Origin of the sequence: Streptomyces sp. NBC_01235 (assembly GCF_035989285.1) — a bacterium.
In the GTDB taxonomy this organism is placed as follows: domain Bacteria; phylum Actinomycetota; class Actinomycetes; order Streptomycetales; family Streptomycetaceae; genus Streptomyces.
Map to the genome: position 1 here is coordinate 2,619,848 of NZ_CP108513.1, position 25,076 is coordinate 2,644,923.

Consider the following 25,076-nt stretch of genomic DNA (forward strand, 5'->3'; position numbering starts at 1 on the left):
CGAACGACCCGCCCGAAAAAGCGACAAAGCCATTCAGTGGCATTGTCCCGGCCGTCGTCGCGTCGCGACAGCTTGATCCGCGACGCTCCGCTGTGGACTGCGCCACGTTGCGCGCCCACCCCGTTCTGCCGTACCACACCCTCCCCAAAAGGGATGCGTTTTCCGGACATTGACCGACGAAGCGCCGGGTGAACGGAAGCGGTACGACGATCGGCCAGCCTACCGCGCGCGGTACGACAACAGGATCACGGGGCGGGCGGACCGGGTCACGTTCGACGGTCCGGCAACGCCCACCCGTCGACCGACCGCCACCCCTCAGCGAGGCTCCCCCAGTGCTTAACGCCTGGGGGCACCCCCATCGCGCCGCAGGATTTCTCCGGTGAGCAGGAACGCGACACTCCGTTCCGTCTCCGTCCAGGCCCGGGTGTCGAGTTCGACGGACTGGACGAGGGCGCACTCGACGCGGTAGCCGTGCTCGGACAGGTCACGGCCCACGCGTTCGGCCGCGTCACGGGTCGCCGCGTGGGTGACGATGCGCTGGGGGCGGCGGTCGGCGACCGCGGAGACCACGGCCGCTCCCCCGCCGCCGACCCGGACGACGTCCGGTTCGGGCAGGTTCTCCAGGACGTGTGGGGCGGTGCCGTGGACGATCTGCAACTGGACGCCGTGGCGCCGCGAGGAGGCGTCGGTACGGCCGCACGCGTCCAGGTCACGGTCGACGGCGATGACGGCGGCGCCCGCCCGCGCGGCCTCGGTCGCGAAGGCGCCGCTGCCGCAGCCGATGTCCCAGACGAGGTCGCCGACCCGCGGGCCGAGCCGGGCGAGTTGGGCGGCGCGCAGCAGCTCCGCCTCCCCCTCGCCGAGTCCGCCGCCGTACGCCTCGGCGGGCAGGGCCCAGCCGCGCGGGCCGGCGTCCGGGGCGCGGCCGGCGATCCAGCCGCTGTCACCGGAGACGACCGGCCCGGTGGGACCGCCGATGACGATGACGACGTTGGGGTCGCGCCAGGTGTGGTCGGCGGCCTTGTCGGAGGTGACGACGCTGACCTGTTCGCGGGTGGTGCCGAGTTCCTCGCAGACCACGAAGGTGCGGTGCACGCCCTCCATGAGCAGGCCGAGCTCGGCGGGGCCGGCTCCCGGGGAGGTGAGGACGGCGACCTTGGTGTGGGCGCGACACACGTTCACCGCGCGTCGCAGGGTGCGGCGGTGTGCGACGACCACCTGGGCGTCGTCCCAGGGCATCCCGGCCCGGGCGAAGGCGGCGGCGACGGCGGAGACGGCCGGGACGACCTCGACCTCCAGGCCGAAGTCGGGTGCGCGCAGGGTGCGTACGACGCCGAAGAAACCCGGGTCGCCGTCGGCGAGGACGACCGCGGTGCCGCGGTGGCCGGCGATGCGGCGGGCGGCGAGGGTGACGCTGCCGAGCCGGATGCGTTCCGCGGTGGGCGGTACCTCGGGCAGCGCCAGGTGGTGGGCGGCACCGGCCACCAGCGTGGCGGCGCCCAGGGCCGAACGGGCCGCGGCGGTCAGTGGCGAGCCGTCCCAGCCGATCACCGTGACGCGGTCGGCCATCGTCGTCAGTCTCCCCCGGGGTTCACGCAGGCAGCAGGCTCCGTGAGGGTACCTGGTCGGCGGGGCCGGGCGGCGGTACCGGCACCGGCTCCGGGGTCAGTTCCAGTCGGTGTACGACGGATAACCGCCGCTCTCCGCGAAGTGCTCCCCAGGGCCCTCCAGGTCCTCCGGGAGGAGGCTCCACACGATGTAGTCGGTGCGCACCTCGGTCCACGTACCGTCCTCGGCGCGGGCGCGCGCTATGCAGGCGCCGCGCAGCACGCCCTCGCTGATACAGCCGATCTTCTGCGCGACCTGCTGGGAGGCGGTGTTGTCGGCGGCCGTGCGCAGCTCGATGCGCTCGAACTTCTGGTCGGTGAGCAGCCACTGTGCGGTGGCCAGCGCCGCCTCGGAGGCGTAGCCCTCGCCGCGCGCCCAGGGGGCGATGATGTACGACAGCTCGGTGGAGCGGACGTGCCAGTTGGTCTTGGCCAGTTGGATGACGCCGACCAGGCGCTGGGTGAGGAACTCGGTGACGGCGAGGTCGAGGCCGCGGCCCGCGGTGCGTTCGGTGGGCGCGGACTCGGTGATCCAACGGCGGGCGGCGGCCTCGCTGTAGGGCTGGGGCACGGCGGTCCAGGCCCCCACCTGCTCGTCGTTCATCATGTCGGCCAGGGCGGGTACGTCGTCCTCGTCGAGGGAACGCAGCACCAACCGCTCCGTGCTGATGGAGATGGTGGGGAAGGTGCTCGTCATGAAGCCGCTCCGTAGCCTTCGAAACCGTCAGGGCCCGACCTGCTGGGCCGTCAGGGCCTGCTGAACTGCCCAGCATGCAGCATGTGAGCACCGAACCGCACCACGGGGCCCACCCCAAGTGAAGGAGTGGACCCGGTGGTTGCGCAGGTGTCGGCCCCCGGTCGGTCAGCGGGCTCAGAAGGACGCGATGACGGAGCCGGCGTACTTGTCCTCGATGAACTTCTTGACCTCGGCGGAGGTGAGGAGCCCCGCGAGCTTCTTGACGCGCGGGTCGCTCTCGTCGCCCTTCTTGACGGCGAGGAAGTTGCCGTAGGGGTTGTCCTTGGCGGACTCCAGGACGAGGGCGTCCGAGGCGGGCTTCAGGTCGGCCTCGATGGCGTAGTTGCCGTTGACGACGGCCGCGTCCACGTCGTCCAGGGAGCGCGGGGTCTGGGCCGCCTCCAGTTCCTTGAACGTGAGCTTCTTCGGGTTCGCGGTGATGTCCGACGGGGTCGCGTCGTTGCCCACGCCGTCCTTGAGGGTGATGAGCCCGTTCGCGGCGAGCAGCTTGAGGGCGCGGGCCTCGTTGACGCTGTCGTTCGGGACGGCGATCGTCGCACCGCTCTTCAGGGCGTCGGCGCTCTTGACCTTGTGGGAGTAGAGGCCGAGCGGCTCCAGGTGGACCGTGACGACGGGCACGATGTGGGTGCCGTTCTTCTTGTTGAAGTCGTCGAGGTACGGCTGGTTCTGGAAGTAGTTGGCGTCCACCGAGCCGTCCTCCGTCGCCGTGTTCGGCGTGACGTAGTCGGTGAACTCCTTGACCTCCAGGTCGAGGCCCGCCTTCTTCGCCAGGTTGTCCTTGACGAAGTTCAGGATCTCGGCGTGCGGGGTCGGGCTCGCGGCGACGACCAGCGGTCCGCTGGTGTCGGAGGCGGAGTCGGAGCCCTTGTCCGAGCCGCAGGCGCTGAGTCCGAGGGTGAGGGCTCCGGCGGCGAGGACGGCGGTGGTGATCTTGGCAGAGTTACGCACGAAAAGTGCCTTTCCTGAGGGTGGTGCGACCCCGCGTGGGGTGGGCGGGGGGGGTGTGGGTGGGGTGGCCCCTGCGGCTAGGCGAGCTTGCCGACGTCCGCGGCCGCCGGCTCCTTCGCCTTCAGCAGGCGGAGCCTGGGCGCGGGGCCCGAGCGGCCGCCGCGGCGGTGCAGGGAGCGGGCCGCGTAGTCGCCGGCGACCTGGATGAGGGAGATGACGACGGCGAGGATCGCCACCGTGATCCACATCAGCTCGGTCTCGAAGCGCTGGTAGCCGTAGCGGATGGCGATGTCGCCGAGGCCGCCGGCGCCGACCGTGCCGGCCATGGCGGAGTAGCCGATGAGGGCGACGATCGTGGTCGTGGTGCTGGCGATGAGGGAGGGCAGGGACTCCGGGACGAGGACCTTGCGCACGATCGTCCAGGTGTTGCCGCCCATCGCCTGGACGGCCTCGACGAGCCCGCCGTCCACTTCGCGGACGGCCGTCTCGACCAGGCGCGCGAAGAACGGGATGGCGCCGACGGCGAGCGGCACGATCGCGGCCTCGCGGCCGATGGTCGTTCCGGTGATCGTGCGCGTGAAGTTCATCAGCGCGACCATCAGGATGATGAACGGCATCGAGCGGGCGACGTTCACGACCTGCCCGAGCACCCTGTTGGCCACGATGTTCTGCAGCAGGCCGCCCCGGTCGGTCAGCACGAGGAGGACGCCGAGCGGGAGACCGCCGACGACGGCGATGAGCGTGGACCAGCCGACCATGTAGAGGGTGTCCCAACAGGCCTGGGACAGCAGGGGCTGCATCGCGGACCAATCGGTCCAGGTCACTTGGCACCTTCCTTCAGCAGAACGGGCTCCTGCGCCGCGTGGTCCACGACGTCGATCTGCAGGCCCTGTTCGCGCAGGAAGCCGATCGGCACGACGTTGTCCTCGTAGCGGCCGGGCAGTTCGATGCGCATGCGGCCGACCTGGAGACCGCCGACGGTGTCGATGGCGGCGCCGAGGATCGAGATGTCGATGTTGTAGGTGCGCGACAGCTGGGAGATGACGGGCTGCGTCGCGGCCTCACCGTGGAACGTGACGTCGATGACGGTGCGGTCGTCGCCGGTCGCCTCGCCGCCCACCGGGAAGAGGGCGGCGGCCAGTTCGGAGCCGGGGGTGGCGAGCAGCTCGCTGACCGTTCCGGACTCGACGACCTGGCCGTTCTCCATGAGCGCGGCGGAGTCGCAGATCGACTTCACCACGTCCATCTCGTGGGTGATGAGCAGGACGGTCAGGCCCAGCTGCCGGTTCAGGTCGCGCAGCAGCTGGAGGATGGAGCGGGTGGTCTCCGGGTCGAGGGCGCTGGTGGCCTCGTCGGAGAGCAGCACCTTGGGGTCGCCGGCGAGGGCGCGGGCGATGCCGACGCGCTGCTTCTGACCGCCGGAGAGTTGGGCGGGGAAGGACTTGGCCTTGTCGGCGAGACCGACCAGGTCGAGCAGCTCCAGCGCCTTGCGGGAACGTTCCTTCCCCGAGACTCCGAGGATCTCCAGGGGCAGTTCGACGTTGTCCTGCACGGTCCGCGAGGACAGCAGGTTGAAGTGCTGGAAGACCATGCCGATCCGGCTGCGCGCCTGGCGCAGCTCCTTGCCGGCGCGGGGTCCGCGCCCGGCGAGCGCGGTGAGGTCCTGTCCGGCGACGGTGACCGTGCCGGCCGTGGGGCGCTCCAGGAGGTTGATGCAGCGGATCAGCGAGGACTTGCCGGCGCCGGACTGGCCGATGACGCCGTACACCTCGCCTTCGCGGACGTGCAGGTCGACGCCGTCGAGGGCGGTGACCTCACGGCCGCGCGAGCGGTAGACCTTGGTGAGGCCCGTGGTGGTGATCACGTGGATTTCCGTCACTGTCGAGTGCGCGGGCGTGGGTGTGCCCGGGCGCACGGGTGCAGGCTGTCAGGGACGCGACACGGTTCTCGCTGTGGCGGGGAACCGGGGAGAAACATGTGCGCGGGGCGCGGCGTGTGTCATGTACGGCAGACATGCGGCGTACGGACATGCCACGTCGTCTCGCTTCGGGGCGCGAGCTCGGGGGTGGTGCGGGGGCCCTCTAGAAGGCGCACATTCGACACATACAACGAGCACCGGGCGTCATGGTCGCCTCGGTCGCAAGGGTGCGGCTGCTCGTCGTGGTCATGAGCATCAGTAAAGCAGACGTACGGTCCTGACCAAGACCTCGCTGTCCGGATACTGGACAGCCGTGGACACTTCTCGGACGGCCCTCAGCCGCGCACGGAGCTCTCCGCTCCCCCGTCGGTGACCAGCGCCGACACGGCGGAGAGGCCCGTCACCGACGAGGTCGGCCTAGAGCTCGTGGGCCCGGTGGGTTGTGGCCAACGCCACCGTCGCCCTCCCGGCGGCGCGACCGGCCGGGCGGCCGTGCGGCTCGCCCCCGGGGCCGACCAAGGGGTGGCGATTACGCCGTAATAAGGTCGCTGCATGCTTGATGCCCTGACGCTGGTGACCGGCGTCGCCGCGTTGCTGCTCGCCGCCTGGTGCGGCTGGGCCGCCTACCGTGACCAGCCGACGAAGGACTGGCACTTCATCGGGATGGCCGTGGTCTCGCTGCTGGCCACGGTGCAGCTGGTGATCGGCATCGTGCAGTTGGCGCGGGGCGAGAAACCGGAGCAGGGTACGACGATCTTCGTGGCGTATCTGCTGGGCGCGTTCGCGTGCGTGCCGACGGCGGGGTTCATGTCGCTGGCCGAGCGGACCCGCTGGGGTTCGGTGACGGTCGCCGCGGGCGGCGTGGTGCTCGCCGTGCTGGAGGTGCGGCTCTATGACATCTGGGGAGGCTGAGATGGCGGCGGTGCAGGAGAAGCCGGCCCGGCTCATCGGCGGGCCCGGGATGCTGCTGGTGTGGTTCTACGGCGTGATGGTGGTCGGGGCCGTCTCGCGGTCGGTCTACCAGATCGCGACGGAGTTCGACCGGGCGCCGCTGTCGTACACGCTGTCGGCGGTGGCGGGCGTGGTGTACGGGTTCATCACCTACTCACTGGTGCGGGGTGGCGAGACAGCCCGGAGGGCGGCGCAGGTCTGCTGCGCCGCCGAGCTCACGGGCGTACTGATCGTCGGCACCTGGACCCTGATCGAGCCGTCCGCCTTCCACGACTCGACCGTGTGGTCGGACTACGGAATGGGGTACGTGTTCATCCCCGTGCTACTGCCGTTGTCCGCCCTGTACTGGCTGCGGAAGTCCCGTACCGCCACCACGGCTACGCAGTAGCCGCGTACTCCCCCGCCTGCTTCTCCAGGACGATCATCAGCACGCCGTCCGTGCCCTGGGAGGTGCCGACCGTCTCGTAGCCGACGCGGCGGTAGAGGCGGAGGTTGCCCTCGCTGCGGTGGCCGGTGAAGAGGCGGAACTTCTTGGCGCCGCGTTCCCCGGCGAGCGCCGACTCCGCCGCGCGCAGCAGTCTCGCGCCGATGCCGTGGCCCTGGAGCCGGGGGTGGACGCAGAGCTTGCCGATGGCGGCGGCGCCGTCCTCGGTGAGGCTGCCGCGTACGGAGCCGACCACCTCGTCGCCCAGGCGTGCCACGAAGACGCAGTCGGTGACGAGCTCCTGCCGGACCGAGTCGAGGCTCTGGACGAGCGGGGCGATTCGGTAGTTGCCGTACAGCGCGGCTTCACTCTGGAAGCACAGGTACTGCAGCCTGAAGATCTGCTCGACATCCTGCTCGGTCGCCACCGAGATGGTCACGCTCATGCCCATGTGCGCACGCCTCCCGCTCACCTGATCGCCTGTGGTCCTTCACTCCTATCCCCGCACTTCGTGAGCCGCAACCTCCGGCGTCAGCAAACGCCGCAGACATCCCAGACATCTGGAACGTTCCGGTCCGAGACTGCCCTGTGAGATACCCAACTCCCCCGCGATCTCCCGGTAGGTGAGGTCCTCGGGCGAGAGGAGCGCCTGGAGGAGGCGGGAGCAGCGGCCGGGGAGGCGGTGCACGGCCTCGCGCAGGGCACGGTGGCGGGCGGCGGTGAGGGCGAGCTGTTCGGGGCCGCGGTCGGTGTCGTCGGCCGGGTCGCTCTCGTACGGCCGCTCACGGCGGCTCGTACGGCGGGTGCGGCGGACCTCGGCGCGGACGGCCCTGCGCAGCCAGCCCTGCGGGTCGAGGGGTGGGCCGGCGGTGGCGAGGTGCTCCAGGAGGCGGAGCCAGACCGCCTGTTCCAGGTCGCCGGGTTCGGCGCCGGTGGCGTGGGCCTCGGCGGAGGCCTCCGCGGTGAGCAGCGGGCGCAGGGCGGCGAGCAAGTCGTGCGTCATATGCCACACGATGCGGCCGCCCGGGCGGGTGGTTGCCGGGGCGGCCGACTGTCACTCCAACGGGGACTCAGCCGTTGACGAAGTCCGCGCGGGCGAGTAGGCCCGTGTCCGCGTTGTCGGTGAAGACACCGTCGATGCCGGTCGCGAAGTAGGTGCGGTAGGCGCCGAAGACGTCGCCGTACGCGTCCGCGCCCGTGCCCTTGCGGAAGTTCGCGGGCAGGAAGGGGTTCTCGTTGCGCATGGTGTACGGGTGCAGGATCAGGCCGACCGCGTGGGCGTCCTTCACCAGGGTGGTCGGGGTGGTGAGGTTGCCGGCCGCGTCCTTCGGAATGACCAGGTCGAGGGTGGGGCCGATGCCCTGGGCGTAGCCGGCGATCTCCCTGAGCCCGGCCCGGGTGATCAGGTCGGCGACCGTGCGCGCATCGCCCGCCTCGACGAAGTCCCAGGGGCGGGTGTTCGCGGCGGACAGCAGGACCACGAGGGGGTTGTCGACCAGCTTGTTCAGGCGCTGGATGCTGGTCGGCTCGAAGGACTGCAGGATGACCGGCGAGTTCTTCTTGTCCTTGCCGTACTTGTGCAGCAGCTTGGCGACCCGCTCCTCCAGGCCCAGGCCGAGCCCCCGGAAGTAGGTGGGGTGCTTGGTCTCGGGGTAGATCCAGACCTGCTTGCCGCGCTTGCGGGTCTGCTCGTCCTGCCACTTCAGGACTTCCTCGAAGGTGGGGATCTCCCAGCGGCCGTTGTAGAGCGTGTTGTGCGGGCGGTTGGCCGGGATGCGCTCGATCGCGCGCAGGGTCTTCAGCTCGGCGAGCGTGAAGTCCTCGGTGAACCAGCCGGTCGTGGAGACGCCGTCGAGCACCTTCGTCGTCCTGCGGCCGGCGAACTCGGGATGGTCGGCGACGTCCGTCGTGCCGCCGATCTCCGGCTCGTGCCGGCAGACCAGGTGGCCGTCCTTGGTGGGGACGAGGTCGCCCGCCTCGACGACGTCGGCGCCCAGGTCGAGGGCGAGCTGGTAGGAGCCGAAGGTGTGCTCGGGGCGGTAGCCGCTGGCGCCGCGGTGACCGATGATCGTCGGCACGGGCAGGCTCTTCAGGCCACCGCCGTGGCCGCCGCCGGTCCGCGCCTCGGCGGCTCTCGCGGTGCCCGACAGGCCGAGGACGCCTGCGGTGGCGCCGAGCACGGCCGCGCCCAGGAGCGCCCGCCGTCCGGTTCCGCCGCCGCTCGCCTGCTGGTTCGACTCCTGCGTGTCCTGCGCTGCCATGAGGGGCCTCCTGACCGTCGGCTCGTTCGTGCGGGCCGATCGTAGGGGCGTGGACATGACCGTCGGGAGACCTCGGTCCTAACGCGCGGGTGACGGTGGATGGCGTGTGGCGTACGACGACCTGACGGGCCGTCGGACGGGGGATTGGGCGGGGGCGACCGGGGAACGCGGTCAGTGACGGCCGGCGCTCAGTACCGGCTGCGGTCGTCCCGGTCGCGCAGCGCGCCGAGCGTTCCGGGGGCGGCGAAGCGGTTCGACAGGCGCACCCTGCCGCGGGCCTCGCGCAGGTCGAGGTTCGCCCTCGCCTCGACGCGGGCCGAGTCGGGGCCCTCGGGGAAGCGACGGCGGTCCCTGCGCACCAGGACCGTCACGGAGGCGGCGAGTACGAGCGGCAGCAGTACGGCGAAGGCTACGGCGATACCCATGACTCCCCCGGTTTCACAGCGTTGTTCACATCATTCCGCCCAGGTGACGGGCGGGAAACGGCTGGGCCGTCCAGGTAAACGTACGTCAACAGTGCGTAAGACCTGGGTGACCCGATGTGCGTCACCCCCGGGGCGACGAGTATCGTCCTCACCTGCACAGACTCATACCGTTTTCCCTTGGCATCGGAGGGCTCGTTGTCCCGCTTCGCGCTCATCAAGGCAGTGTTCGGACCGGTCATGCGCCTGATGTTCCGCCCCCGGGTCGAGGGCGCGGAGCACATCCCTGGCGACGGCCCCGTCATCCTGGCCGGCAACCACCTCACGTTCATCGACTCGATGATCCTGCCGATCGTGTGCGACCGGCAGGTCTTCTTCATCGGCAAGGACGAGTACGTCACCGGCAAGACCCTCAAGGGCCGGCTCATGGCCTGGTTCTTCACCGGGGTCGGCATGATCCCGGTGGACCGCGACGGCGGCCGCGGTGGCGTGGCCGCGCTGATGACCGGTCGGCGGGTGCTGGAGGAGGGGAAGGTCTTCGGGATCTACCCCGAGGGGACGCGGTCGCCCGACGGCCGTCTGTACCGGGGGCGCACCGGCATCGCGCGTCTGACGTTGATGACGGGGGCGCCTGTCGTTCCCTTCGCGATGATCGGCACGGACAAGTTGCAGCCGGGCGGGGCGGGGATGCCCCGGCCCGGCCGGGTCACCGTTCGGTTCGGTGAGGCGATGGAGTTCTCGCGGTACGACGGGATGGACCGGGACCGGTATGTGCTGCGCGCTGTGACGGACTCTGTGATGACCGAGGTCATGCGGTTGTCCGGGCAGGAGTACGTCGACATGTACGCCACCAAGGCGAAGGCCGCGTAGCCCCTCCGGGGGCGGCCGTTCTTCGGGGGCGGGTGCCTTGTGTCTGGTCGCGCCCACGCGGTGGAGCCGCAGATCGACACGGCCCCGCGCCCCTAACGTCCGTCGTCCAACCGTTGCCCGCGAAGCATGAACCACGCTGCTGCCGCCGTCGCGAGCAGCACGATCGCGCCTGCGCCCGCTGCCAGCGTCAGGCCGTCCACGAAGGCCGCACGAGCCGAGGACAGAAGTTCCTGAGCCGCTTTCGTCGGCAGGTGACCCGCCGCCTCCTCCGCGCCGCCCAGTGATTCGCGGGCCCCCTGCGGTGTGCCCGCCGGGGCGGGGAAGCCCCGGTACACGCCCGTCACGATCGAGCCGAGTACGGCGATGCCCAGGGCCGCGCCCAGTTCGTACGCGGTTTCGGAGACCGCGGAGGCCGCGCCCGCCTGGTCCTTCGGTACCGAGCTCAGGACGACGTCGGCCGTCACCGTGAAGGAGAAGCCGGCGCCCACGCCGACCACCAGCAGGGCTGCTCCCAGCACGGGGTAGCCGGTGGACTGGGTGATCGTCGTCAGGGCGGCCAGGGCCAGGCCGATCGCCGCGAGGCCGCCGGAGACGACGGCCCGTACCGAGAAGCGGCGGGCCGCGCGGCCCGCGATCAGGCCGGCCGCCACCGCGCCGATCGCGGCGGGCAGTTCGGCCAGCCCGGCCTCGAACGGGCGCCTGCCCTGGACGAGTTGCAGGTACTGGGAGAGGAAGAACACCAGGCCGGACAGGCCCAGGATGGTCAGCAGGTCGGCCAGGACCGCGCCGCTGAAGCCGCGGTTGCGGAACAGGCGCATGTCCAGCAGGGGCGCCGGGAGGGTCAGCTGGCGGCGGACGAAGCCGTACAGCGCTGCCGCGCCCAGCGGACCCGTGCCGAGCGAGGCCCAGGTGAGGCCGTGCGTGGCGGCCTCCTTGACGGCGTAGACGATGCCGATCACGCCGACCAGGGAGAGGACCACGCTCACCAGGTCCCACGGGCCCGGGTTCGGGGTGCGGGACTCGGGGAGCGTCCTGATGCCGACGAGGACCAGGGCGACCATCACGGGCAGGTTGATGAGGAAGACCGAGCCCCACCAGAAGTGTTCGAGGAGGAAGCCGCCCACGACGGGCCCGACCGCGGTGCCCGCGGAGGCCGTCGCGCCCCAGATGCCCACCGCCAGGCTGCGTTCGCGCGGGTCGTGGAAGAGGTTGCGGATCAGGGCGAGGGTGGCGGGCATGAGGGTCGCGCCGGCCACGCCGAGCAGGGCGCGGGCCGCGATCATCGTCTCCGGGGTCTTCGCGTAGGCGTTGAGGACCGATATCAGGCCGAAGGCCGTGGCGCCGACGAGCAGGATCCGCTTGCGGCCGATGCGGTCGCCGAGGCTGCCCATCGAGACGAGCAGGCCGGCGATGACGAAGGAGTAGACGTCGCCGATCCAGAGGAGCTGGGTGCCGGACGGCTTGAGATCCTCGCTGATGTAGGGGGTCGCGAGACCGAGGACGGTCGCGTCGACGGCCACCAGCAGCACGGCGAGCACGAGGACGGAGAGCGCGAGCCAACGGTCCGGACGCTTCACCGCCTCGGTCGTGGTCGCCGGCTGCAGGGTGCTGGTCATGATTCCTCTCTCTGTTGTGCCGGATGCCGCAGTACGCCGCCGAGCAGCAGCTCGACGATCATGTGCTGGAAGTCCTTGGGCGCGCCCTTCCCGCACTGCACCATCCAGGCGCCGGAGGCCAGCAGGCCGAAGAGCGCCTCGCTGAGCCAGGCGGGCGTGAGGTCGATGCGGAACTCGCCGTCGAGCTGGCCACGCCGGAACAGCGCGCAGATGCGCTCGTCGATCCGGGTCCAGCCCTGGTTCTGTTCCTCGCCCTCGAACAGCTGGTTCTCGGTGTAGAGGAAGGCGAGCAGGCCGGCGGCGGACTCGATCTCGCCGACCAGACGGCGTACGGCGTCGCCCGCCGGGCCCTCGTCCAGCCGGGCCGCCTCCAGGGCGTTCTCGCACTCCGCGATGCCGAGGGCCTCCAGGGCGCGGACGAGCGCGTCGCGCCCGGCGAAGTGCCGGTGCAGCGTGGCCCGGCTGATCCCGGCCGCCTTGGCGACCTCGTCCATCGTCGCGGTGGACTTGCGGGCCAGCAGGGCGGCAGCGCTGCGGAGAACGTGGTCACGGTCGACGGCCATGAGACAACCATAGCCCGTGTGAGACATTCATGTCTCACTCTGGGGGCGCGTGACTCACTGGCGTCGGCCGTCAGGGGTTTCTCAGTGGCGTCGGCCGTCAGGGGTTTCTCAGTGCCAGGGCAGGCTGCCGCGCCGCTCCCAGTACGTCCGCGGGTCCTCCGTCAGCGCGGACAGCCGGTCGAGCTGGTCGTCGTCGAGGTCCACGACCGCCGCGTGCAGGTTGGAGGCGAGCTGGGTGACGGTCACGGCGCCGGAGAGAACCACGCCGGCCCAGGGTTGGCGCAGGATCAGGGCGAGGGCGACCGCGTCGCAGCCGAGAGAGGTCTCTCCCGCGACGGCCTTCAGGGCGTCCGGCGCGTACGGCTCCGCGAGGCGGCCGTTGGCCATGCCCTCCTTGACGATCACCGTGAGTCCGGCGTCGTGGGCCTCGGCGAGGGCGGGGCCGGCCGAGGTCTCCAGGGCGTTGTACGTCGACTGGACGGTACGGAAGAGGGGCTCGCCGTCGACCGTCACGGCGAGGGCGGCTCGGATGGCGTCGGCCTGGGCGGGGCCGCTGGTGGAGAAGCCGACGGTGAGGCCCCGGGCGGCGGCTTCGGCCAGTTTCGCATGGAGTTCCTTGTCGGTGAGGGCCGGGCTGTCCGGAGTCACCGAGTGGATCTGGTAGAGGTCGAGCCGGCCGCCGAGGAGTTCGCCCGTCTCGGCTCGCTGCCGTTCGTACGTCGCGAGGCTGTGGTCCTTGACCTCGTGCTTCTCCGCGTCCGTGGACCAGTCGGCGGTGTAGGTGTAGCCCCACTTGCTGCCCACGACGATGTCGTCGACGTCGGGCCTGGCCTTCAGCCAGTCGGCGAGGAACTCCTCGGAGCGGCCGTAGGAGCGGGCCGCGTCGAAGTAGCGGACACCCTGGGCGTAGGCGGCGTCGAGGAGTTCGTGGGCGCGGGCGCGCAGCGTCTCGACGCTGCGGTCCTCTCCCAGGTCGTGGTCGCGGCCGAGGTTGATGTAGCCGGGGCGGCCGACGGCGGCGAGACCGAGTCCTAGGTGGCAGGTGGGGGTTGTCGCTGAGGCCAGTCGGGCGAAGGGCATCGCGGGCTCCGTTCGGTCGGCTCCGGTGCGGCGTGCGACCAACGTAACCCGCGATGACCTTCGGCGAGGACAGGGCGCCCGAGAGCTCGGGATGTACGGCTCTTCGGCGGGTGCGGGAGCGTTGTGGCTCTTCGCGCCGTTCCCGCGCCCCGTTCGGGGCGCTGCCCTCAGCTCTGCTTCTTGGCGTCCGCCCATTGGTGCTGCCGTGCCACGTCCGCCTTGACCTCCGCCAGCTGGACGGCCACCGCGCTCGGGGCCGTCCCGCCTCGGCCGTCGCGGGAGGCCAGGGCACCCGGGACGTTGAGCACGGTCCGCACCTCGGGGGTGAGGTGGGCGGAGATCTTCGCGAACTGCTCGTCGGTGAGGCCGTCGAGCTCCTTGCCCTCGGCTTCGGCGACCTTGACGCACTCGCCGGCCACCTCGTGCGCGACGCGGAACGGCACGCCCTGCTTGACCAGCCACTCGGCGATGTCGGTGGCGAGCGAGAAACCGGCCGGGGCCAGCTCCTCCATGCGCTCGCGGTTGACGGTGAGCGTGGCGACCATCCCCGTGAAGGCGGGGAGCAGGACCTCCAGCTGGTCGCAGGAGTCGAAGACCGGCTCCTTGTCCTCCTGGAGGTCACGGTTGTACGCGAGCGGGAGGGCCTTGAGGGTGGCCATGAGGCCGGTCAGGTTGCCGATCAGGCGTCCCGACTTGCCGCGCGCCAGCTCGGCGATGTCGGGGTTCTTCTTCTGCGGCATGATCGACGAGCCCGTGGAGAACGCGTCGTGCAGCGTCACGAAGGAGAACTCCTTCGTGTTCCAGATAATGATCTCCTCGGAGATCCTGGAGAGGTTCACGCCGATCATCGCCGTGATGAAGGCGAACTCGGCGACGAAGTCCCGGGAGGCCGTGCCGTCGATGGAGTTGCCGACGCTGCCGTGCTCGAAGCCGAGGTCCTTCGCGACCGCCTCCGGGTCCAGACCGAGGCTGCTGCCCGCGAGCGCGCCCGAGCCGTACGGCGAGACGGCCGTGCGCTCGTCCCACTGGCGCAGCCGCTCGGCGTCCCGGGACAGCGACTGCACATGCGCGAGGACGTGGTGGGCGAAGAGCACCGGCTGGGCGTGCTGGAGGTGGGTGCGGCCGGGCATCGCCACGTCCGGGTGGGCCTCCGCCAGCCCGACCAGGGCGTCCTGGAGCTCGGCGATCAGCCCGCCGATGATCCGGGCGTGGTCGCGCAGGTACATCCGGAAGAGGGTGGCGACCTGGTCGTTGCGGGAGCGGCCCGCGCGCAGCTTGCCGCCGAGGTCGGCGCCGAGGCGCTCCAGCAGGCCGCGCTCAAGAGCGGTGTGGACGTCCTCGTCGGCGATCGTGCCCACGAAGGAGCCGTCGGCGACGTCCGCCTCCAGCCGGTCGAGCCCGGCGGTCATCCGGGTCAGCTCGTCCTCGGTGAGCAGGCCCGCCTTGTGCAGCACGCGCGCGTGGGCACGTGAACCGGCGATGTCGTAGGGCGCGAGCCGCCAGTCGAAGTGGACGGACGCGGACAGCTTCGCCAGGGCCTCGGCGGGACCGTCGGCGAAACGGCCGCCCCAGAGCCGTACGTCACCGCTGTTGCTGCTCACTTGCGTTGCTCCTAGAGAGGGTGTGGATGTGACCGCAGACCTTATGGGCCCTGTGTCAGGTCCCGCTGTGCCGCGATCTTCGACGACAGACTGTAGATGTCGATGAAGCCCTTGGCCGCTGCCTGGTCGAAGGTGTCACCAGTGTCGTACGTCGCGAGGTCGAAGTCGTACAGCGACGACTCGGACCGACGACCGGTCACGACCGCGCGACCGCCGTGCAAGGTCATGCGGACGTCCCCGTTCACGTGCCGGTTCGCCTCGTCGATGAAGCCGTCCAGGGCGCGCCTGAGCGGGGAGAACCACTGGCCGTCGTAGACCAGCTCGCCCCAGCGCTGTTCCACCTGCCGCTTGTAGCGGGCGAGTTCGCGCTCGACGGTGACGTTCTCCAGCTCCTGGTGGGCCGTGATGAGCGCGATCGCGCCCGGGGCCTCGTACACCTCGCGGGACTTGATGCCGACGAGGCGGTCCTCGACCATGTCGATGCGGCCGATGCCCTGGGCGCCTGCGCGGGCGTTGAGCCGCTGGACGGCCTGGAGCACGGTGACGGACTCGCCGTCCACGGCGACCGGGACGCCCTGCCGGAAGGTGATGATCACCTCGTCGGCCTCGCGGGGGACCGCCGGGTTCTCGGTGTACTCGTAGACGTCCTCGATCGGCGCGTTCCAGATGTCCTCGAGGAAACCGGTCTCCACGGCGCGTCCGAAGACGTTCTGGTCGATGGAGTACGGGGACTTCTTGGTGGTCGCGACGGGGAGGCTCTTCGCCTCGCAGAACGCGATCGCCCTGTCCCGGGTCATCGCGTAGTCGCGGACCGGGGCGACGCACTTCAGGTCGGGAGCGAGGGCGGCGATGCCTGCCTCGAAGCGGACCTGGTCGTTGCCCTTGCCGGTGCAGCCGTGGGCGACGGTGGTGGCGCCGTGCTTACGGGCGGCGGCGACGAGGTGCTTGACGATCGTCGGCCGGGAGAGCGCGGAGACCAGCGGATAGCGGTCCATGTAGAGGGCGTTGGCCTTGATCGCCGGGAGGCAGTACTCGTCGGCGAACTCGTCCTTGGCGTCGGCCACTTCGGCCTCCACCGCGCCGCACGCGAGGGCGCGCTTGCGGATGACGTCCAGGTCCTCGCCACCCTGGCCGACGTCCACCGCGACCGCGATGACCTCGGCGCCCGTCTCCTCGGCGATCCAGCCGATGGCGACGGAGGTGTCCAGACCGCCCGAGTAGGCGAGTACGACGCGCTCGGTCACGGTTCCTCCTCGCAGTGCGTTCACCGACCTTCCTGCATGAGTATGCAGAGTTATGCATGATTCGTCAATCCGGCACGATGGGGCCGCCCGCCCGGCTCGCTGCCCGGTTCCCGGCCCGGAGAACTTTTTGAAGGTGCTTTGAACAACGGCAACCGCTTACCCGTACTTCACACCGACGCTGGCGCCGCGTTTGTCAACCACTCCTGACCCAAGTGAGGCATCCCCATGTCCAGGGCTCTTCCCAAGTACAACAAGCGTCGCGTGGCGATCATCGGCGGCGCCGCCGCTCTGGCCCTGACCGGTGCGGTGGTCGTGAACCAGGCCCTCGCCGGGGAGTCGTCCAACAGCGGCAGCACGACCAACGCCAAGACCCTCGCCAGCCCCGGCACCATCACGTGCCCGGACGTGGCCTCGCAGCTGCCCGCGATCCCCGCCACCGCGCAGGCCGAGGTCGACCGCAACCTGGCCCTGCTCCAGACGCAGATCGACGAGGCCAACAAGCGGCTCGTCGACACGGTGGGCCAGGGCGGTGCGAACTTCGTGCAGAACGCGATCCTCGGCCCGCTGAAGGACAAGCGCGTGTCCACGATCGACCGCATCGCCATCTCGATCGGCCGCAAGGGCACCAAGCCGCAGGGCCTCGACGCGCTCGCACCGTGCACCCTCAACGCCGGCGGCGTCGCCGACACCGGCTCCGAGGCGGGCGCCGGCGCGGAAGCGGGCGCGGGCGACGCGGCCGAGGCGACGCCGAGCGAAGCGGCCACCACGCCGGCCGCCGGGGACGCCGCGGCGGGCGACGCGGCCGGCGTCGGCACGATCAGCTGCCCGGACGTCGCCTCGCAGCTGCCCGCGATCCCCGCCACCGCGCAGGCCGAGGTCGACCGCAACCTGGCCCTGCTCCAGACGCAGATCGACGAGGCCAACACCCGGCTCCAGAACACGGTCGGCCAGGGTGGTGCCAACTTCGTGCAGAACGCGATCCTCGGCCCGCTGAAGGACAAGCGCGTGTCCACGATCGACCGCATCGCCATCTCGATCGGCCGCAAGGGCACCAAGCCGCAGGGCCTCGACGCCCTGGCCGCCTGCACGTTGAACAAGTGACGTGACAGGCACGGTGGCCGCCCCGAGAAGCGCCGGCCGGGGCGGCCGCTGTGGCGTACGCGCCCGCACCCGCACCCCACCGCGGGTGCCCGCGCATCCACAAAGAGAATCGCGTATTTCCTTAGACAGGCGAAAGGTTTTCCCGGATCATCGTCAGACATGGGAAAGACCTACGAGTGCATCGACGGACGGCTCCGTAAGTTCATCGAGGAGCAGCCCCTGTTCTTCACCGCGACCGCACCCCTGTCCGGCGACGGGACGGTCAACCTCTCCCCCAAGGGCCTCAAGGGCTCGTTCGCCGTGCTCGACGAGCACACCGTGGCCTACCTCGACTTCGCCGGCTCCAACGCGGAGACCATCGCGCACCTGAGGGAGAACGGCCGGATCACGCTGATGTGGTGCGCCTTCCAGGGACCGCCCAACATCGTGCGGGTGCACGGCCGCGGCGAGCCCGTCTTCCGTGACGACCCCCGCTTCCGGGAGCTCCTCGCCCACTTCGCCGACATCGACCCGACCCCGCACGGGCTGCGCGCGATCATCGTCGTGCACGCCGAACTCGTCCGGGACACCTGCGGGTTCGCGGTGCCCTTCATGACGTACGACGAGGACCGCCCGCTGCACGCGCAGCGGTTCGCGCGGGAGGACGACGCGTCGCTCAACGCGTACTTCGCACACAAGGAGCACGTCGCCACGAGCCTGGACGGGCTGCCCGGACTGCCATTGCCGCTTCGTCCGATTTGACGCACATATGCTCTATGTAAAGACAGTCAATTATTGGGCCTCTTGGGGCATTTGACGGAATTCACCCTTCCGCGATCCTCGTCCCCTAGCGTGGGCTCACACGTGCGCGCTCTCGCGCAGGTGTGAACACATGGGGGATTCATGTTCCGACCCGCACGCGAACCACAGAGCAAACGCCATGTCCGCTCCTCCTTCTACGTCGTCGGCGAGGGCATCCTCGCCGAGTCCCGGGACGGCCGGCCGGCGGAGCCGCTGACCGCCTCGACCGTGGCGGACCTGCGCAAGTTCCGCTTCTCCCGGCTCGGCCCCCACTCCAGGCCGGCCCAGCAGCTCGACCGGAACGCCCGCACCGAACTGGCCAGGGCGATGACGGACCCCGAGCGGGACCAGCCCGACCAGCCGGGAGTCCCGTCGGGGTTCACCTACCTCGGCCAGTTCGTGGACCACGACCTCACGCTGGACGCCACCGCGGTGCGCCTGGAGGACGAGATCACCGTCCGCCAGCTCCTGCAGGGGCGCTCTCCGGCCCTCGACCTCGACTCCCTCTACGGCCTCGGGCCCGACCACCGCTTCGACCGCCGCTTCTACGAGGACGACGGGATCAGGCTGAAGACCGGGACGACCCAGGGTGTGCCGAACGACCCCTCCATCGTGGGCCGGCCCCCCGCCGGGTTCGACCTGCCCCGGGCGGGCTCGGGCTCGCTGAAGTCCGAGCGGCGCCGGGCACTGATCCCGGACCCGCGCAACGACGAGAACCTGATCGTCGCCCAGATCCACACCGCCTTCATCCGGTTCCACAACCGGGTGGTGGCCGACCTCGTCGGCAAGGGCGTGTCGAGCGCGGTCCTGTTCGAGTCGGCGCGCGAGACGGTCGTCAAGCACTATCAGTGGATGCTGCGCCACGACTTCCTGCGCAGGATCGTCGACCCCGAGATCGTCGAGGACGTGTTCGACAACGGCCGCCGGGTGTTCGAGCCGGCGCCCGGTGAGCACGACCTGCCGACCATGCCGATCGAGTTCTCCGTCGGCGCCTACCGGCTGGGCCACAGCATGGTCCGGGGCCGCTACAACTGGAACCGGGTCTTCGACCAGGGCCGCGGCACGTTGGAGCTGCTGTTCCGGTTCAGCGGCACCAGTGGCATCCTCTCCCCGCCTCCCGCCGACCCGGCGGACCCGGAGGCGGGCGATTTCGAGCGCCTGCCCACCAACTGGATCGCCGACTTCCGGCGGCTGTTCGCCTTCCAGGAGGCGGTACCGGAACGGCCCGAACTCCAGGTGCCCGAGGCCCAGTTCAACCTCGCCAAGCGCATCGACACCCTGCTCGTCAATCCGCTCGCCAACCTGCCGCTCGGTTCCTTCGGCGGCCGAGGCCGGCCGGCGCCCCCGGAGATCGAGCTGAACCTCGCCTTCCGCAACCTCACCCGAGCCTCGATGCTGCGGCTCGCGACGGGACAGCAGATGGCCGAGTACTTCATCGACCGGAAGGTCGACGTGGAGCCGCTCACCAAGGCCGACTTCACGCAGGGCGGCGGGGCGCAGCTCTCGTCCGAGCTCGCGGACGCGGTCGCCAAGCACGCCCCGCTGTGGTTCTACGTCCTGCGCGAGTCCGAGGTGAAGGGCGGCGGGAAGCTGACCGGCGTCGGCGGCCGCATCGTCGCCGAGGTGTTCCACCGGGCCATGGAGGGCAGCCGGCACTCGATCGTGCGCGATCCCTTCTGGCGTCCCTTCCTCAGCCCGGTCGAGGACCGCAACGCGAACGACGTCTTCGAGATGACCGACCTGCTGCTGTACGCCTTCGAGGGCCGGGCGGACCAGCTCAACCCGCTGGGTCCGGTGACCTGACCGGCCGGCGGGACAGGTCCTGGGGGAGGCGGCGCCCCGCACGGTCGGCCCACTCCGGGGTGCCGGTGCCGCCTCCCCCCTCTAGCGTCTGGATCATGCGCCCTCGTGTCGTCCCTCGTGTGGCCCCTCGTGTCCCCGCCACCGCCCTCGTCTGCGCCTCCCTCCTCCTGCTCGGTGCGGCTCCGGGTACCGGCGCCCACCCGCCGCTGCCCGCGCGGATGGCGGACACCGGCGGCGGCACGCAGTTGATCACCGCCGTGGCCCGGGAGGCCGACGCCACCTCGGGCACGCTCACCTGGTGGGACCTGCGGGACGGGCGGTGGGCGGCGGCCGGTTCCACACCGGCCCGGTTCGGCGCGAACGGCCTGGTCGAGGGGGCCTCGCGACGGCAGGGCACGAACACGACGCCCACCGGCCTGTACGGCCTCCCGTTCGCCTTCGGCGTCCAGCCGGCGCCGAGCGGGACGTCGTACCCGTACCGTCCCGTGCGCCGGGACTCCTGGTGGTGTCAGGACAACGACTCCCGTGCCTACAACCGGTGGACCGAGCCACGGCCGGCCGACTGCCGCGCCGCCGAGTCCGAGCACCTGGTCACGTACCGGACGCAGTACGCGTACGCACTGGTCATCGGGTTCAACTACGGCGAGCCGGTGCGGGGGCGCGGTGCGGGGATCTTCCTGCATGTCGACGGGCGCGGGGCGACGGCCGGTTGTGTGTCGGTGCCGGTGGGGGCGATGCGCCGGATACTGGCGTGGGCCCGGCCGTGGGAGCGGCCGCACATCGCGATCGGCACGGCCGACGGCCCGACGGCGATCAGCCGGTATTGAGCGACCGCACCCCCAAAGGACGTGCACGCGGCCCGGGCAGGGGTTATCGGCGGTCACTTCGGGTTTCGACCGTACTGGACGGTCTCGGTGAACGGCTGAACACTCCGCGGCTGCGGCCCGTATCTGTGGGTCAAGGGTCAAGTCCCCACGGAGGAACCGTGACCACCACGATCGCAGGCGGACGTGCCGCCCGCCGCCAGACGATGCGCCGCATCCGCCCGCGCCGATCCCCGGCCGTCCCGTTGCTGCTCGCCGTATGGGCGGGCGCGGCGGGCGTGCTGTGGCTGTGGTGGGCCAACACGCCGAACATCGCGGACACCAACAGCAAGATCCTCAACGCGGGACGCATCACCGGCCTGCTCGCCGGGTACCTGATGGCACTCGTCGTGCTCCAGATGGCACGGGTGCCGGCGCTGGAGCGGCGGGTGGGCTCGGACCGGGTCGCACGCTGGCACGCGATGAGCGGCCGGTACACGCTCTGCCTGGTCTTCGCGCACGTTTTCCTCACCATGTGGGGGTACGCGCTACAGGCCGGCAAGTCGCTCGGCGACATCGTCCAGCAGACGATCGACTCCGTCAACCAGCTGCCGGACATGGGCAAGGCCGCCATCGGCACCGGCTTGTTCCTGCTCATCGGCCTGGTGTCGGTCGGTCCGGTGCGGCGCCGGATGCCGTACGACACCTGGTACCACATCCACCTGTTGACGTACGGGGCCGTGTTCCTGACGTTCTGGCACCAGATCACCACCGGCAACGACTTCGCGATCGAGCCGACCGCGAAGACCGCCTGGTACGTGCTGTACGGGTCGGTCACCGCGCTGGTCGTCTGGTACCGCATCGTCACCCCGCTGCGGCTGAACCTGCGACACCGCCTGTACGTCGAGGCGGTCATCGAGGAGACGCCCGGCATCGTGTCCGTCCTGATCGGTGGGCGCAAGCTGCACCGGATGGGCGCGGAGGCCGGCCAGTTCTTCCGGTGGCGGTTCCTGGCGCCCGGGATGCGGTTCAGCTCCCACCCGTACTCGCTGTCCGCGGCGCCCCGCCCGGAGCTGATGCGGATCACCGTCAAGGCGATCGGCGACCACAGCGCGGCGCTGCGTGAGCTGCGGCCCGGCACGAAGGTGTGGGCCGAGGGCCCGTACGGCGCGATGACGGCGTCCCGGCGCAGCCGCGGCAAGGTGCTGCTGGTGGCCGGCGGGGTCGGCATCACACCGATGCGGGCGCTGTTCGAGACGCTGCCGGGCGCGGCCGGTGACATCACCCTCCTCTACCGGGCCAACAGCACCCAGGACCTGGCGCTGTGGGACGAGCTGGCGAAGATCGCCGACGAGCGCGGGGCGCGGCTGATGTACGCCGTCAACAGCCCCGACGGGGAGCGCCCCGACATCTCGGCGGAGTCCCTGCAGCGGAAGATCCCCGACATCGACAGCCACGACGTCTTCATGTGCGGACCGAACGGCTTCGCCCAAGGGGTGTACGAGGCACTGCGCGGCGCCGGGGTCCCCGCCCGCCGTATCCATCACGAGTCGTTCGAGATGTGAGCGACCCGCACTTACGGGAACCTCGCCACCAACGGGAATCAGGAGCTCAGGAAGAGATGAGGAAGAGCCACCCTCTTCGGCGCGTCGTGCTGGCCACCGCCGCCACCGTGTCCGGGATCGTGCTGCTGCTGTCGCTGAAGCCGTCCTCCGACCCGGCCTCCGCGCAGGCGGCGGGCTCGGGTTCGGGCGCGACGGCGCAGGAAGCGGCCCAGGGCGGGGCCGGGGCACCCGTGACGGGGACGATGACCGGGGACGCGGTCACCACGCAGTACGGCAACGTCCAGGTCCGCATCACCGTCGTCAACAACAAGATCACCAAGGCGGAGGCCGTCCAGGCGCCCAAGGGCGGCACCAGCGACCAGAAGACCGCGCTGGCCGTCCCGAAGCTCAACGCCGACGTGGTCGCCAAGCAGAGCCCGGACATCGACACCGTGTCGGGCGCCACGTACACCAGCGAGGGCTACAAGAAGTCCCTGCAGTCGGCGATCGACAAGGCGAACGCGAGCGCGGGGGCCTCCCAGGGGTCCGGGTCCGGCAGCGCGCAGGCCTCCGGCACCTTCACCGGGGACGCGGTCCAGACGCAGTACGGCAACGTCCAGGTGCGGATCACCGTCGCGGGCGGGAAGATCACCAAGGCGGAGGCCGTACAGGCGCCCAAGGGCGGCACCAGCGACCAGAAGACCGAACTGTCCGTGCCCAAGCTCAACCAGGAGGCGGTCGCGGCCGGCAGCGCGGACATCGACTCGGTGTCCAGCGCCACCTACACCAGCGAGGGCTACAAGAAGTCCCTGCAGTCGGCGCTGGACAAGGCGAAGGCGGGCGCGGGTTCGTCGTCCGGGTCGGGGTCGTCCGGGTCGGGGTCGTCCGGATCGGGGTCGTCCGGATCGGGCTCCTCCTCGGGCGCCGCTCAGGCCAAGACCGTCACCGGCAGCGTCCAGCAGACGCAGTACGGTCCGGTCCAGGTCCGGATCACCGTCGCCGGTGGGAAGATCACCAAGGCGGAGGCCGTCCAGGCACCCTCGGGCGGGACCAGCTCCCAGAAGACCGAACTGTCCGTGCCCAAGCTCAACCAGGAGGCGGTCGCGGCCGGCAGCGCGGACATCGACTCGGTGTCCGGCGCCACCTACACCAGCGAGGGCTACAAGAAGTCACTGCAGTCGGCGCTGGACCAGGCTGGTGGCTGAGACGGTGGCCGAGTCGGCGCAGGCTCCCGCCGTGGTGCGGCACGCGGAAGAGGTCATGGGGACCGTCTTCTCCTTCGACATCCGCGGCGGGGAGGCCGGGGCGGTGCGGGCGGCGCTGGAGGAGGCGATCGCCTCGCTGCACCGGGTGAACGAGGTGTTCAGCACCTATCGCGAGGACAGCCAGGTCTCCCGGCTGGTGCGAGGCGAGCTGACCGTCGAGGAGTGCGATCCCGAGGTGGCCGAGGTGCTGGAGCTGGGCGCCGAGGCGGAGCGGGTGAGCGACGGCTGGTTCAGCATGCGCTACCAGGGCCGGCTCGACCCGACCGGCATCGTGAAGGGCTGGGCCGCCGAGCGCGCGGCCCGGCTGGTCGCGGCGGCGGGAGTGAGCGGAGTCAGCGTCAACGGCGGTGGGGACGTGCAGTTGCTGGGCGTGCCCGGGCCGGAGCGGCCGTGGCGGGTCGGGGTGTCCGATCCCCTGCGGCCGGGCGGGCTGGCGGCGGTGGTGTCGGCGGCCGGGGCGGACGAGCTGGCGGTGGCGACGTCCGGGACGGCGGAGCGGGGCGCGCATATCGTCGACCCGCGCACGGGCCGCTCCGCGGTGACGGATCTTGTGGCCGTCACGGTGGTCTCCCCCCGTCTGACCTGGGCGGACTGCTGGGCGACGGCCGCGTTCGCGATGGGCTCGCGGGAGGCGCTGGCATGGCTGGAGTCGCTGCCCGACGTGGAGGCACTGCTCATCACCGCGGGCGACGAGGTGCGGTGCACCGGCGGGTTGGCGAGACGGCTCGGCTGAGCTGCGACCGGCCGGGGGGTGGGTGGCGCAGCCCGGCGCTGACCGAACGCCGCCTTCTGTGGGTCGGGAGCCGCCCTGGGGGTACCACCCAGGCCCTTGAGCACTGGGGGAGGCACGACGGCCCACAGCCACGAGGGCGGCTGATGGAGCGCGCGTGACTGCAGCTCCCCAGGGGTGCGGGGAACTGCGCGGCCGGCCCCCACCGACCCGCAGTCGGCGATCACCCTCGGCCGCCCCTCTCAGTGACCGTTCTGAGCCAGCCGCAGCAGATGGTCCGCCAGCGCCTGTCCACCCGTCGGCTCCCGGCTGATCAGCAGCAACGTGTCGTCACCGGCGATGGTCCCCAGGATGTCGTGCAGCTCGGCCTGGTCGATCGCCGAGGCCAGGAACTGCGCGGCCCCCGGCGGGGTGCGCAGGACCACGAGGTTGGCGGAAGCCTCCGCGGAGATCAGCAGCTCCTGCGACAGCCGCCGCATCCGCTCCTCCTTCGCCGACTCCCCCAGCGGCACCCGAGGGGTCCGGAAACCCCCCTCACTGGGCACCGCGTAGATCAGGTCGCCGTCGTTGTTGCGGATCTTCACCGCGTTCAGCTCGTCCAGGTCCCGCGACAGCGTCGCCTGGGTGACGCTCAGCCCGTCGTCGGCCAGCAGCTTCGCCAACTGGCTCTGCGACCGCACCGGTTGCCGGTTGAGGATGTCCACGATCCGGCGGTGACGCGCGGTGCGGGTCTGCGGCACGGCGGGCCCGTTGACCCCGGCCTGCTCATGGTCCTGCGCCTGACTCAT

General features: G+C 70.8%; 25 protein-coding genes and 1 pseudogene. 10 read left to right on the plus strand and 16 right to left on the minus strand.

The window, feature by feature from the left end:
- Positions 1 to 336: 336 nt before the first annotated feature.
- The 6 genes and pseudogenes from cbiE to OG289_RS11255 all read right to left on the minus strand — a co-directional run.
- On the minus strand, positions 337 to 1,569 hold the full coding sequence (gene cbiE / locus OG289_RS11230) for a precorrin-6y C5,15-methyltransferase (decarboxylating) subunit CbiE (protein WP_327313866.1): 1,233 nt from the start codon (positions 1,567 to 1,569) through the stop codon (positions 337 to 339).
- Positions 1,570 to 1,665: 96 nt separating this feature from the next.
- Positions 1,666 to 2,304 carry a GNAT family N-acetyltransferase gene (locus OG289_RS11235; protein ID WP_327313867.1) on the minus strand — a complete coding sequence of 213 codons (639 nt, stop codon included), beginning with the start codon at positions 2,302 to 2,304 and terminating at the stop codon, positions 1,666 to 1,668.
- 174 nt (positions 2,305 to 2,478) lie between these two features.
- Complete coding sequence (locus OG289_RS11240) at positions 2,479 to 3,312, minus strand: MetQ/NlpA family ABC transporter substrate-binding protein (RefSeq protein ID WP_327313868.1); 834 nt, start codon at positions 3,310 to 3,312, stop codon at positions 2,479 to 2,481.
- 77 nt (positions 3,313 to 3,389) lie between these two features.
- Positions 3,390 to 4,112 (minus strand): methionine ABC transporter permease, encoded by a 723-nt coding sequence (locus OG289_RS11245; protein WP_327320641.1) that lies wholly within the window; start codon positions 4,110 to 4,112, stop codon positions 3,390 to 3,392.
- Between the two features lie 20 nt (positions 4,113 to 4,132).
- Positions 4,133 to 5,176: a methionine ABC transporter ATP-binding protein gene (locus OG289_RS11250; protein WP_327313869.1), complete on the minus strand. Its 1,044-nt coding sequence runs from the start codon at positions 5,174 to 5,176 to the stop codon at positions 4,133 to 4,135.
- 389 nt (positions 5,177 to 5,565) lie between these two features.
- Positions 5,566 to 5,728: pseudogene (locus OG289_RS11255) on the minus strand (HAD family hydrolase); the annotation flags it as partial.
- Positions 5,729 to 5,782: 54 nt separating this feature from the next.
- Here OG289_RS11255 and OG289_RS11260 point away from each other — a divergent pair.
- A complete protein-coding gene (locus tag OG289_RS11260) occupies positions 5,783 to 6,142 on the plus strand; it encodes a hypothetical protein (RefSeq protein ID WP_327313870.1) in 360 nt (119 codons plus the stop codon).
- Between the two features lies 1 nt (position 6,143).
- Complete coding sequence (locus OG289_RS11265) at positions 6,144 to 6,569, plus strand: hypothetical protein (RefSeq protein WP_327313871.1); 426 nt, start codon at positions 6,144 to 6,146, stop codon at positions 6,567 to 6,569.
- Here OG289_RS11265 and OG289_RS11270 read toward each other — a convergent pair.
- The 4 genes from OG289_RS11270 to OG289_RS11285 all read right to left on the minus strand — a co-directional run bounded on the left by OG289_RS11270 (position 6,559) and on the right by OG289_RS11285 (position 9,291).
- Positions 6,559 to 7,056: a GNAT family N-acetyltransferase gene (locus OG289_RS11270; protein WP_327320642.1), complete on the minus strand. Its 498-nt coding sequence runs from the start codon at positions 7,054 to 7,056 to the stop codon at positions 6,559 to 6,561. The genes OG289_RS11265 and OG289_RS11270 overlap by 11 nt on opposite strands.
- A gap of 45 nt (positions 7,057 to 7,101) precedes the next feature.
- Entirely contained in the window at positions 7,102 to 7,608 is a 507-nt protein-coding gene (locus tag OG289_RS11275; protein ID WP_327313872.1) for a sigma-70 family RNA polymerase sigma factor, read from the minus strand.
- A 67-nt stretch (positions 7,609 to 7,675) separates the two neighbouring features.
- The gene (locus OG289_RS11280) at positions 7,676 to 8,866 is read right to left on the minus strand and encodes a glycerophosphodiester phosphodiesterase (RefSeq protein WP_327313873.1); all 1,191 of its coding nucleotides are present in this window, start codon (positions 8,864 to 8,866) and stop codon (positions 7,676 to 7,678) included.
- Positions 8,867 to 9,054: 188 nt separating this feature from the next.
- On the minus strand, positions 9,055 to 9,291 hold the full coding sequence (locus tag OG289_RS11285; RefSeq protein WP_327313874.1) for a hypothetical protein: 237 nt from the start codon (positions 9,289 to 9,291) through the stop codon (positions 9,055 to 9,057).
- Between the two features lie 195 nt (positions 9,292 to 9,486).
- Here OG289_RS11285 and OG289_RS11290 point away from each other — a divergent pair, with 195 nt between their 5' ends.
- Positions 9,487 to 10,158: a lysophospholipid acyltransferase family protein gene (locus OG289_RS11290; RefSeq protein ID WP_327320643.1), complete on the plus strand. Its 672-nt coding sequence runs from the start codon at positions 9,487 to 9,489 to the stop codon at positions 10,156 to 10,158.
- Positions 10,159 to 10,250: 92 nt separating this feature from the next.
- Here the strand turns inward: OG289_RS11290 and OG289_RS11295 are convergent, their stop codons facing one another.
- From OG289_RS11295 to OG289_RS11315, 5 genes are all read right to left on the minus strand, one after another.
- Positions 10,251 to 11,774, minus strand: a complete 1,524-nt coding sequence (locus tag OG289_RS11295) for an MFS transporter (RefSeq protein ID WP_327313875.1) — start codon at positions 11,772 to 11,774, stop codon at positions 10,251 to 10,253.
- Positions 11,771 to 12,337 carry a TetR/AcrR family transcriptional regulator gene (locus OG289_RS11300; RefSeq protein WP_327313876.1) on the minus strand — a complete coding sequence of 189 codons (567 nt, stop codon included), beginning with the start codon at positions 12,335 to 12,337 and terminating at the stop codon, positions 11,771 to 11,773. Before OG289_RS11300 ends, OG289_RS11295 begins: the two co-directional genes overlap by 4 nt.
- Positions 12,338 to 12,445: 108 nt before the next feature.
- A complete protein-coding gene (locus tag OG289_RS11305; protein ID WP_327313877.1) occupies positions 12,446 to 13,417 on the minus strand; it encodes an aldo/keto reductase in 972 nt (323 codons plus the stop codon).
- A gap of 167 nt (positions 13,418 to 13,584) precedes the next feature.
- The gene (gene argH / locus OG289_RS11310) at positions 13,585 to 15,018 is read right to left on the minus strand and encodes an argininosuccinate lyase (protein ID WP_327313878.1); all 1,434 of its coding nucleotides are present in this window, start codon (positions 15,016 to 15,018) and stop codon (positions 13,585 to 13,587) included.
- A gap of 41 nt (positions 15,019 to 15,059) precedes the next feature.
- Entirely contained in the window at positions 15,060 to 16,262 is a 1,203-nt protein-coding gene (locus OG289_RS11315; protein WP_327313879.1) for an argininosuccinate synthase, read from the minus strand.
- Positions 16,263 to 16,487: 225 nt separating this feature from the next.
- On the opposite strand from OG289_RS11315, the gene OG289_RS11320 reads away from it, so the two are divergent.
- The 7 genes from OG289_RS11320 to OG289_RS11350 all read left to right on the plus strand — a co-directional run bounded on the left by OG289_RS11320 (position 16,488) and on the right by OG289_RS11350 (position 24,291).
- Positions 16,488 to 17,363 (plus strand): hypothetical protein, encoded by an 876-nt coding sequence (locus OG289_RS11320; protein WP_327313880.1) that lies wholly within the window; start codon positions 16,488 to 16,490, stop codon positions 17,361 to 17,363.
- 159 nt (positions 17,364 to 17,522) lie between these two features.
- A complete protein-coding gene (locus OG289_RS11325; protein ID WP_327313881.1) occupies positions 17,523 to 18,104 on the plus strand; it encodes a pyridoxamine 5'-phosphate oxidase family protein in 582 nt (193 codons plus the stop codon).
- Between the two features lie 141 nt (positions 18,105 to 18,245).
- The gene (locus OG289_RS11330; protein ID WP_327313882.1) at positions 18,246 to 19,946 is read left to right on the plus strand and encodes a peroxidase family protein; all 1,701 of its coding nucleotides are present in this window, start codon (positions 18,246 to 18,248) and stop codon (positions 19,944 to 19,946) included.
- Between the two features lie 95 nt (positions 19,947 to 20,041).
- Complete coding sequence (locus OG289_RS11335) at positions 20,042 to 20,773, plus strand: L,D-transpeptidase family protein (RefSeq protein ID WP_327313883.1); 732 nt, start codon at positions 20,042 to 20,044, stop codon at positions 20,771 to 20,773.
- Between the two features lie 158 nt (positions 20,774 to 20,931).
- Positions 20,932 to 22,314 (plus strand): ferredoxin reductase family protein, encoded by a 1,383-nt coding sequence (locus tag OG289_RS11340; RefSeq protein WP_327313884.1) that lies wholly within the window; start codon positions 20,932 to 20,934, stop codon positions 22,312 to 22,314.
- 56 nt (positions 22,315 to 22,370) lie between these two features.
- The gene (locus OG289_RS11345) at positions 22,371 to 23,498 is read left to right on the plus strand and encodes an FMN-binding protein (protein WP_327313885.1); all 1,128 of its coding nucleotides are present in this window, start codon (positions 22,371 to 22,373) and stop codon (positions 23,496 to 23,498) included.
- 55 nt (positions 23,499 to 23,553) lie between these two features.
- Positions 23,554 to 24,291, plus strand: coding sequence for an FAD:protein FMN transferase (locus tag OG289_RS11350; protein WP_442819077.1), 738 nt, complete (start codon positions 23,554 to 23,556; stop codon positions 24,289 to 24,291).
- Positions 24,292 to 24,530: 239 nt separating this feature from the next.
- Here the strand turns inward: OG289_RS11350 and OG289_RS11355 are convergent, their stop codons facing one another.
- Positions 24,531 to 25,076, minus strand: a complete 546-nt coding sequence (locus tag OG289_RS11355; protein ID WP_327313887.1) for an arginine repressor — start codon at positions 25,074 to 25,076, stop codon at positions 24,531 to 24,533.

What these genes read in the sequence shown, in the direction of transcription:
- cbiE (WP_327313866.1), bottom strand. Translation starts at nt 1,569, where the DNA reads ATGGCCGACCGCGTCACGGTGATCGGCTGGGACGGCTCGCCACTGACC.
- OG289_RS11235 (WP_327313867.1), bottom strand. Translation starts at nt 2,304, where the DNA reads ATGACGAGCACCTTCCCCACCATCTCCATCAGCACGGAGCGGTTGGTG.
- OG289_RS11245 (WP_327320641.1), bottom strand. Translation starts at nt 4,112, where the DNA reads ATGCAGCCCCTGCTGTCCCAGGCCTGTTGGGACACCCTCTACATGGTC.
- OG289_RS11260 (WP_327313870.1), top strand. Translation starts at nt 5,783, where the DNA reads ATGCTTGATGCCCTGACGCTGGTGACCGGCGTCGCCGCGTTGCTGCTC.
- OG289_RS11265 (WP_327313871.1), top strand. Translation starts at nt 6,144, where the DNA reads ATGGCGGCGGTGCAGGAGAAGCCGGCCCGGCTCATCGGCGGGCCCGGG.
- OG289_RS11270 (WP_327320642.1), bottom strand. Translation starts at nt 7,056, where the DNA reads ATGGGCATGAGCGTGACCATCTCGGTGGCGACCGAGCAGGATGTCGAG.
- OG289_RS11275 (WP_327313872.1), bottom strand. Translation starts at nt 7,608, where the DNA reads ATGACGCACGACTTGCTCGCCGCCCTGCGCCCGCTGCTCACCGCGGAG.
- OG289_RS11280 (WP_327313873.1), bottom strand. Translation starts at nt 8,866, where the DNA reads ATGGCAGCGCAGGACACGCAGGAGTCGAACCAGCAGGCGAGCGGCGGC.
- OG289_RS11285 (WP_327313874.1), bottom strand. Translation starts at nt 9,291, where the DNA reads ATGGGTATCGCCGTAGCCTTCGCCGTACTGCTGCCGCTCGTACTCGCC.
- OG289_RS11295 (WP_327313875.1), bottom strand. Translation starts at nt 11,774, where the DNA reads ATGACCAGCACCCTGCAGCCGGCGACCACGACCGAGGCGGTGAAGCGT.
- OG289_RS11300 (WP_327313876.1), bottom strand. Translation starts at nt 12,337, where the DNA reads ATGGCCGTCGACCGTGACCACGTTCTCCGCAGCGCTGCCGCCCTGCTG.
- OG289_RS11305 (WP_327313877.1), bottom strand. Translation starts at nt 13,417, where the DNA reads ATGCCCTTCGCCCGACTGGCCTCAGCGACAACCCCCACCTGCCACCTA.
- OG289_RS11320 (WP_327313880.1), top strand. Translation starts at nt 16,488, where the DNA reads ATGTCCAGGGCTCTTCCCAAGTACAACAAGCGTCGCGTGGCGATCATC.
- OG289_RS11325 (WP_327313881.1), top strand. Translation starts at nt 17,523, where the DNA reads ATGGGAAAGACCTACGAGTGCATCGACGGACGGCTCCGTAAGTTCATC.
- OG289_RS11330 (WP_327313882.1), top strand. Translation starts at nt 18,246, where the DNA reads ATGTTCCGACCCGCACGCGAACCACAGAGCAAACGCCATGTCCGCTCC.
- OG289_RS11335 (WP_327313883.1), top strand. Translation starts at nt 20,042, where the DNA reads ATGCGCCCTCGTGTCGTCCCTCGTGTGGCCCCTCGTGTCCCCGCCACC.
- OG289_RS11345 (WP_327313885.1), top strand. Translation starts at nt 22,371, where the DNA reads ATGAGGAAGAGCCACCCTCTTCGGCGCGTCGTGCTGGCCACCGCCGCC.
- OG289_RS11350 (WP_442819077.1), top strand. Translation starts at nt 23,554, where the DNA reads ATGGGGACCGTCTTCTCCTTCGACATCCGCGGCGGGGAGGCCGGGGCG.
- OG289_RS11355 (WP_327313887.1), bottom strand. Translation starts at nt 25,076, where the DNA reads ATGAGTCAGGCGCAGGACCATGAGCAGGCCGGGGTCAACGGGCCCGCC.